5 protein-coding genes are annotated in these 5,571 nt (G+C 55.4%); 1 reads left to right on the forward strand and 4 read right to left on the reverse strand.

Annotated features, from left to right (window positions below; genetic code table 11):
• The 3 genes from DBR24_RS15445 to DBR24_RS15455 all read right to left on the reverse strand — a co-directional run.
• Positions 1-756 (reverse strand): ABC transporter ATP-binding protein (locus DBR24_RS15445; RefSeq protein WP_146189057.1); only part of this gene is annotated, 756 nt, incomplete at its 3' end.
• On the reverse strand, positions 753-1,850 hold the full coding sequence (locus tag DBR24_RS15450) for an iron ABC transporter permease (protein WP_128615200.1): 1,098 nt from the start codon (positions 1,848-1,850) through the stop codon (positions 753-755). The genes DBR24_RS15450 and DBR24_RS15445, both read right to left, overlap by 4 nt.
• Entirely contained in the window at positions 1,843-2,985 is a 1,143-nt protein-coding gene (locus tag DBR24_RS15455) for an ABC transporter substrate-binding protein (RefSeq protein ID WP_256591524.1), read from the reverse strand. Before DBR24_RS15455 ends, DBR24_RS15450 begins: the two co-directional genes overlap by 8 nt.
• Before the next feature lie 346 nt (positions 2,986-3,331).
• Here DBR24_RS15455 and DBR24_RS15460 point away from each other — a divergent pair, with 346 nt between their 5' ends.
• Complete coding sequence (locus tag DBR24_RS15460; RefSeq protein WP_128615202.1) at positions 3,332-5,233, forward strand: potassium transporter Kup; 1,902 nt, start codon at positions 3,332-3,334, stop codon at positions 5,231-5,233.
• A 189-nt stretch (positions 5,234-5,422) separates the two neighbouring features.
• Here DBR24_RS15460 and DBR24_RS15465 read toward each other — a convergent pair whose 3' ends face one another.
• Complete coding sequence (locus tag DBR24_RS15465) at positions 5,423-5,554, reverse strand: DUF2256 domain-containing protein (RefSeq protein WP_128615203.1); 132 nt, start codon at positions 5,552-5,554, stop codon at positions 5,423-5,425.
• Between the last annotated feature and the right edge of the window lie 17 nt (positions 5,555-5,571).

Here is a 5,571-nt window from a genome sequence, read left to right on the forward strand (position 1 = left end):
GATCGCTGTGAATGCGCCGGCATCGACGCTCAGCGCCCTGCAATCAACCCCATACACCTGCGCCAGATTTTCTGGGGTCAATGTATCTCTTGTGGGGCCACAGCAATGCACGATGCCCTGATCAATCATGAGCGTGTCGTCCGCGTAGCGACTGGCCAGATTCATGTCATGGAAGATCGCCAACGTGACGATGTCGTGCTTGCGTGTGTACTCGCTGACGGCATCAAGAATCTGTAATTGATTGGCCAGATCCAACGCCGAGGTGGGTTCATCCAGCAGCAGCAATTGCGGAGAGCGAACGAGTGCCAGGGCAAGGGAAATCATCTGGCGTTCGCCCCCGGAAAGTCGCCCTGGCTGGCTCTCGGCGAAACGTTGCAATCCCAGTAGCTCAATCAGTTCGGCTGCCTTGCATCGCGCCTCTGCGCTGGTCTTCCAACTGCGCGCACTGCCTTGCTGAGCGAGCAGCAAGAGCTCGTAGGTGGACAGTCGTACGTCGAGATGCGCGAGATCTTGCGCGACGTAGCCAATCATCCTCGCGCGGGTGGCAGGAGACATCCCCAGTAATGCCGTGCCGTTGATGCTGGCGAAACCGAAAGCAGGCACCAGTCCGCACAATCCTTTCATGAAGGTCGACTTTCCCGCGCCGTTGGCACCCAGCAAAGCCAGTGTGTGGCCGGCGGCAACGTGCACGTTCAATCCTTTGAGAATGGGCTTGCCGCGCAAAGTCACCCGGTAGTCGGAGGTAGAGAAACTCATCGGGACGTCAGCCTCCGGTCGCGCAGGATAAGAATTATGAAGAACGGCAAACCGATCAGTGAGGTGACCATGCCGATGGGCAACACGGCACCGGGGACGATCAATTTGCTTGCCAGAGAGGCCAGGGTCACGAAGATGATCCCGCAGGCAATGGTCACTCCGATGGTGAAGCGCTGATCCTCGCCCACCAGCAGTCTGGCCACGTGCGGCGCGACAAGGCCCACAAAGCCGATCACACCCACCACCGATGTGACAGCGCCCGCCAGCAGCGCCGCCAGTACCAACATTGTCGTACGCAGTCGGCGCACCGGAATGCCGAAAACCACCGCCTGTTCGCCAAAACTTCGCAGGGCGGTTAACGCCCATGCTTGTAGTAGCACGACCGGAATGGCGATGGCTGCGATCACCGCACACAACGTAACTTTGTTCCAAGTGGCATGCAGCAGCGAGCCCATCAACCAGAAAACGATGCTTTGCAATTGATCGGTGCTCGCCACGTATTGAGCCATCCCCAGCAGTGAGCTGAAGACAAAGTGCATCGCGATTCCCAGCAGCGTGATGGCCTGAAGGCCCACCTGTCCGCGTGTCAGCAGCAGGATGATTCCAACGGTCATTAACGAGAACAAGAACGCGTTGGCGGTGACGATCAGATCGGCACTCAGTCCTGGTAACGCATGGCTGAAGGATAGGTTGAAGGCTAGGGCCAGTGACGCACCGAAACCGGCGGCTGACGAGATACCCAGCGTAAAGGGCTCTGCGAGCGGGTTGTCGAGGACAGACTGCATAATCAATCCCGAGAGCGACAAGCATGTGCCGGCCATTACCGCCATCAGTGTCATCGGCATCCGCAGTTCCCAAAGGATTACCCGGGTGCTGGAATCGACACTGTCGGGACGCAGCAACCCGGTTATAGCTTCACCCAGTGTGAGCGTCCCGGAGCCGACGATCAGGTCAGCAGTGAATGCTGCAAGTGCCAGCACCAACAATAGGGTCAGTAACGCGCTACGTCGCCAAACGGTATGAGCGTAGTGGGCCTGGGGGGAGGGCGAGACCAGAGTACCCGGCATCGACATGGCTGCTGGTAATTCATTCATTGGCAGGCGCAGGCGAGTAGAGAACGGCAGGGACTGCTTTCAATCCAGTGAAACTGAAAAGCGTAGCGAGGCTTTTGGCAGTATCCAGGCGCTGGGCGGTGTCGGGATAGAACGCCTGATTGAGGTATTCGAGCGCGAGAATGTTCCAGGAGCTCGCGTAAAACTGGTGATAGATTCCGTACACCCGAGCGTTCTGGCTGGCTTTCAATTGGGCAAAACCCGGACGTTCCTGCAACAGGCTCAATGAGCGATCTATCATCGGCTGCTGCACACTGCCACCGAAACCAAATGGCGGCGCGACAGAGGTCGAACCTGGGAACTGTGAGCCAGTCATCACATAGACGTCGGGCTGTTTGCCGAGCACCGTTTCCAGTGTCACGTCACCGGTCGCACCGGGCAGTAAGCTAGACCCTAAGTTCTGCCCTCCGGCGGCTTGCACGAGTTTCCCCCAATACACGTCACCATGAGTGAAACAGCATGCAGACGCACCGCCTTGGCCGGCTTTTGCCTCGACGAACACCAAGGGTTTTTGCGTGTGTTGCTTGATGTTCTGATCGATCTTGGCGAGGTGATTCTGATAGAAATCAAGGTATGCCTTGGCCTCTGTTTCGCGATTGAGAACTTTGCCTAGCAGAGCAACGGTTTTTTGGCTGTTGGCCACCGGATCAATGTCGCTGTCGACAAACACCACGGGGATTTTGAGTGCCGCGAGCTTTTGCGCGACACCAGCACTCTCCAAGGAAGCGCGGGCGCGGGTCTGGAAAACCAGCAGGTCAGGATGCGCCGAAACTATAGCTTCCAGATTGAGATCGCCTTCATCGCCGAACTTCATGTCCGTCGCACGATTCGCCGATTCCGGCCACTGCTGCTCAAACACCTTCCAGGTGTTCGGATCGGCACGCTTGACGATGTTGTTCCAGGCGACGATGCGCTTAAAAGGATCCTGGCGGTCGAGCAGGGCCAAGGTAAAGAGGTCACGACCATCCTGAAGGACGATTCGCTTAGGCTCGTGCGCAATCTCTATTTGGCGATTGGCAACATCGGTCACCGTTACGGGATAGGTCGTCGCATTTGCCATCGGCTGACCTGCAACTAGCAAACCGATACTCGCGATGAGATTTTTCAAATGTTGCATAGGAATTTCCATAGCCGCTGAGTAGACGCGTTGATCGAGACCGTCCTACCTGAATCGAATCAAAAACCGCGGGCCTAGGCTATGGGAATAAATCTCATTCGTCCTTTAAAGAAAATTTCATGCTCCCAATGTTGCAATCGCAAAAGGAGGCTTTGCGAGGACGGATTGTTGGGTATGTTTGAAGCGAGTTTTTTACGGTTTCTTTACGGTAGATTTTGTTGCTCACCACGATACTGGCCGCGATTTTTTAGATCGTCCATGTGCCTTGCTCTGCAGTTGGCCCTGGAAAAACGTATTGCCCAAGGATGGCATGCAGTTACTCCCCGCTAATTGAGAGGGCGCCACCTTGAGTGAGACCGCTACCGCTACACACGTAGATTCCCCTTCCAAAACATCAGGGGTGGGCTTGCTCGTCGCCGCTGTAGGTGTGGTTTACGGAGACATTGGCACTAGCCCCCTCTACACATTGAAAGAGGTCTTTTCCGGGCATTACGGTGTTCAGGTGAATCACGATGGTGTGCTTGGCATTCTGTCGTTGATCTTTTGGTCACTGATCTGGGTAGTCTCGATCAAGTACGTACTGTTCATTTTGCGTGCAGACAACCAGGGTGAAGGCGGCATCATGGCCTTGACTGCATTAGCCCGCCGCGCAGTAGCACCTTACCCGCACATGAGCAAGATACTGGTTCTGCTCGGTCTGTTCGGTGCGGCACTTTTTTACGGGGACAGCATGATCACCCCGGCTATTTCGGTACTCTCGGCGGTTGAAGGACTTCAACTGGCATTTGACGGAATAGAGCACTGGGTAGTGCCTATTTCAGTGGTCGTGCTCGTTGCGCTGTTCCTGATACAGAAACATGGCACAGCCCGAATCGGCATCTTGTTTGGCCCTGTCATGGTGCTGTGGTTTGTGGTGCTGGGCGCCCTCGGCATCCACGGCATTTTGCAGCGGCCCGAAGTGCTGCAAGCGCTAAACCCTGTTTGGGCGGTGCAGTTCTTTGTTGCTCATCCAGGTATAGGTGTAGCGATTTTAGGCGCCGTCGTATTGGCATTGACCGGTGCTGAAGCACTGTATGCCGACATGGGCCATTTTGGCCGCAAGCCGATTTCTCGGGCATGGTTCATGTTGGTGCTGCCGGGGCTGGCACTTAATTATTTTGGCCAAGGCGCCTTGATACTGGAAAATCCAGAAGCTGTGCGCAACCCGTTCTATTTGCTTGCGCCGAACTGGGCACTGCTGCCTATGGTCGCGCTATCCACACTGGCGACCATCATCGCCTCTCAAGCCGTAATCTCCGGTGCTTTTTCCCTGACGCGCCAGGCCATCCAGCTAGGATACGTCCCTCGGATGTTCATCCAGCACACCTCCAGCCAAGAGCAGGGGCAGATCTACATCGGCACGGTCAACTGGGCGTTAATGGTCGGTGTAGTGCTGCTGGTGATTGGCTTCGAGTCGTCCAGTGCTTTGGCTGCTGCCTACGGGGTCGCTGTGACGGGCACTATGCTGATCACCACCATCTTGTCCTCGGCTGTAGTGCTTCTCCTCTGGAAAACACCGCGTTGGCTGGCCATCCCATTGCTGCTCGGCTTTCTGTTGGTAGACAGCCTTTACTTCGCAGCTAATGCTCCGAAGATTTTTCAAGGCGGTGCGTTTCCCGTGATCGCAGGCATCGGTCTGTTTATCTTGATGACCACCTGGAAGCGGGGTCGTAAGATCATCGTCGAGCGCTTGGACGAAACTGCACTTCCTCTGCCGTTGTTCATCAGCAGCATCCGTTCGCAGCCACCGCATAGGGTACAAGGTACGGCAGTGTTTTTGACGGCCAAAGCTGATGCTGTCCCCCATGCGCTCTTGCACAACCTATTGCATAACCAGGTTCTGCACGAGCAGGTGGTTTTGCTCACGGTGGTGTCTGAAGACAGCCCGCGTGTAGCTGCTGATCGGCGGTTTGAGGTCGAAGCTTATGGAGAGGGATTTTTCCGAGTTAGCCTGCACTTTGGATTTATCGAGGAGCCTGATGTACCCGCAGCGCTGAGTCTCTGTCACCTGAATGAGCTGGACTTCAGCCCAATGCGTACCACCTACTTCCTTAGTCGAGAGACGGTTGTCCCGACCAAACGTATCGGCATGGCTCGCTGGCGAGAAAGCCTTTTCGCCTTTCTACTCAAGAATGCCAACAGCAACCTCAAATATTTCAATTTACCGCTGAATCGAGTGATCGAACTGGGTACTCAGGTCGAGATGTAGAGCTAAGAAAAGTCACGTCTCGGTTGGAGAGTGGTGGTGTTTGCAGAGCTCAATCTCCACACCGATGATGTCGTCGACCCAACATGGCTGACGCATTGCAACAATAAGCACGGCGCCTCGACTGTTGAGTCTTGGCTTACCAAGTGATTCTTTTGAGTACAAAAGGGCCCGAGAGGGCCCTTTTTTTGGTCAGTTTTTGCTGCGCCGGCAACGCTCTGAGCAGTAACGCACTTCATCCCAACAGCGTGCCCATTTCTTCCGCCATGTGAAGGGAAGTCCGCAGGTCAGGCAGGTTTTGACTGGCAGAGCACTCTTTTTCAAAATGACTCACCTTCATC

The organism is Pseudomonas sp. HMWF006 (assembly GCF_003061205.1).
Taxonomy (GTDB): domain Bacteria; phylum Pseudomonadota; class Gammaproteobacteria; order Pseudomonadales; family Pseudomonadaceae; genus Aquipseudomonas; species Aquipseudomonas monsensis.

Coding starts and splice junctions, on each gene's coding strand:
- DBR24_RS15455 (WP_256591524.1), bottom strand. CDS start 2,985: ATGCAACATTTGAAAAATCTCATCGCGAGTATCGGTTTGCTAGTTGCA.
- DBR24_RS15450 (WP_128615200.1), bottom strand. CDS start 1,850: ATGAATGAATTACCAGCAGCCATGTCGATGCCGGGTACTCTGGTCTCG.